The sequence below is a fragment of the Geobacillus sp. ZGt-1 genome (assembly GCF_001026865.1).
Classification (GTDB): domain Bacteria; phylum Bacillota; class Bacilli; order Bacillales; family Anoxybacillaceae; genus Geobacillus; species Geobacillus thermoleovorans.
In genome coordinates this window covers 1-511 of the sequence record NZ_LDPD01000079.1, presented here as the reverse complement: position 1 = coordinate 511, position 511 = coordinate 1, and the positions used below count along the sequence as shown (strand labels likewise).

General features: G+C 37.2%; 1 protein-coding gene. It reads right to left on the bottom strand.

Translation table 11 applies throughout. From position 1 onward, the window contains the following. Positions 1–432: hypothetical protein (locus VU18_RS20880; RefSeq protein WP_047758461.1), on the bottom strand; the 432-nt coding region annotated here is incomplete at its 3' end. Between the last annotated feature and the right edge of the window lie 79 nt (positions 433–511).

Below are 511 nucleotides of genomic sequence, written 5' to 3'. Positions count from 1 at the left end.
AAAAATAATCGGCCTTGACATCAAATGAGTTACATGATTTTTTAGTAGCTGCACAATGACGAAAAAGAATAGAATAGTAAAAAAAGAGTAATTGGTAATTCTGCCCATGGACAATAAGACCATAAAAGTTGAAAAGAAAATAACCAACCTAACAACCATTTCGGGTTGCAAAAATTCCCCCGCAAAACTATTAATAAGTAGCCATAATGGTTCATTAACAAAAAAGAACAAAGGATTAGTGACAGACCTTTCAAGTGTGTATTGAAGGAGCTCTCCTCCGTACATGGCATAGTCTAGATAGTTCAGGTCATCCTTTGCCCATGGAATAGGTCGTAATGCCAAAAACACCGATGAGAACAAGGTTATTAAGATGTACATGTTTTTTCTTTTAAATAAGGGCTCTGTCTTTGCCCCTAAGACAAAAATCCCCATGGAAATTACCTCTCGAAATTATGAACTAGTTGTAACTATCCTGCGTGCTTCCCAAAAGAGAGCGACATTCCGTGGTGCA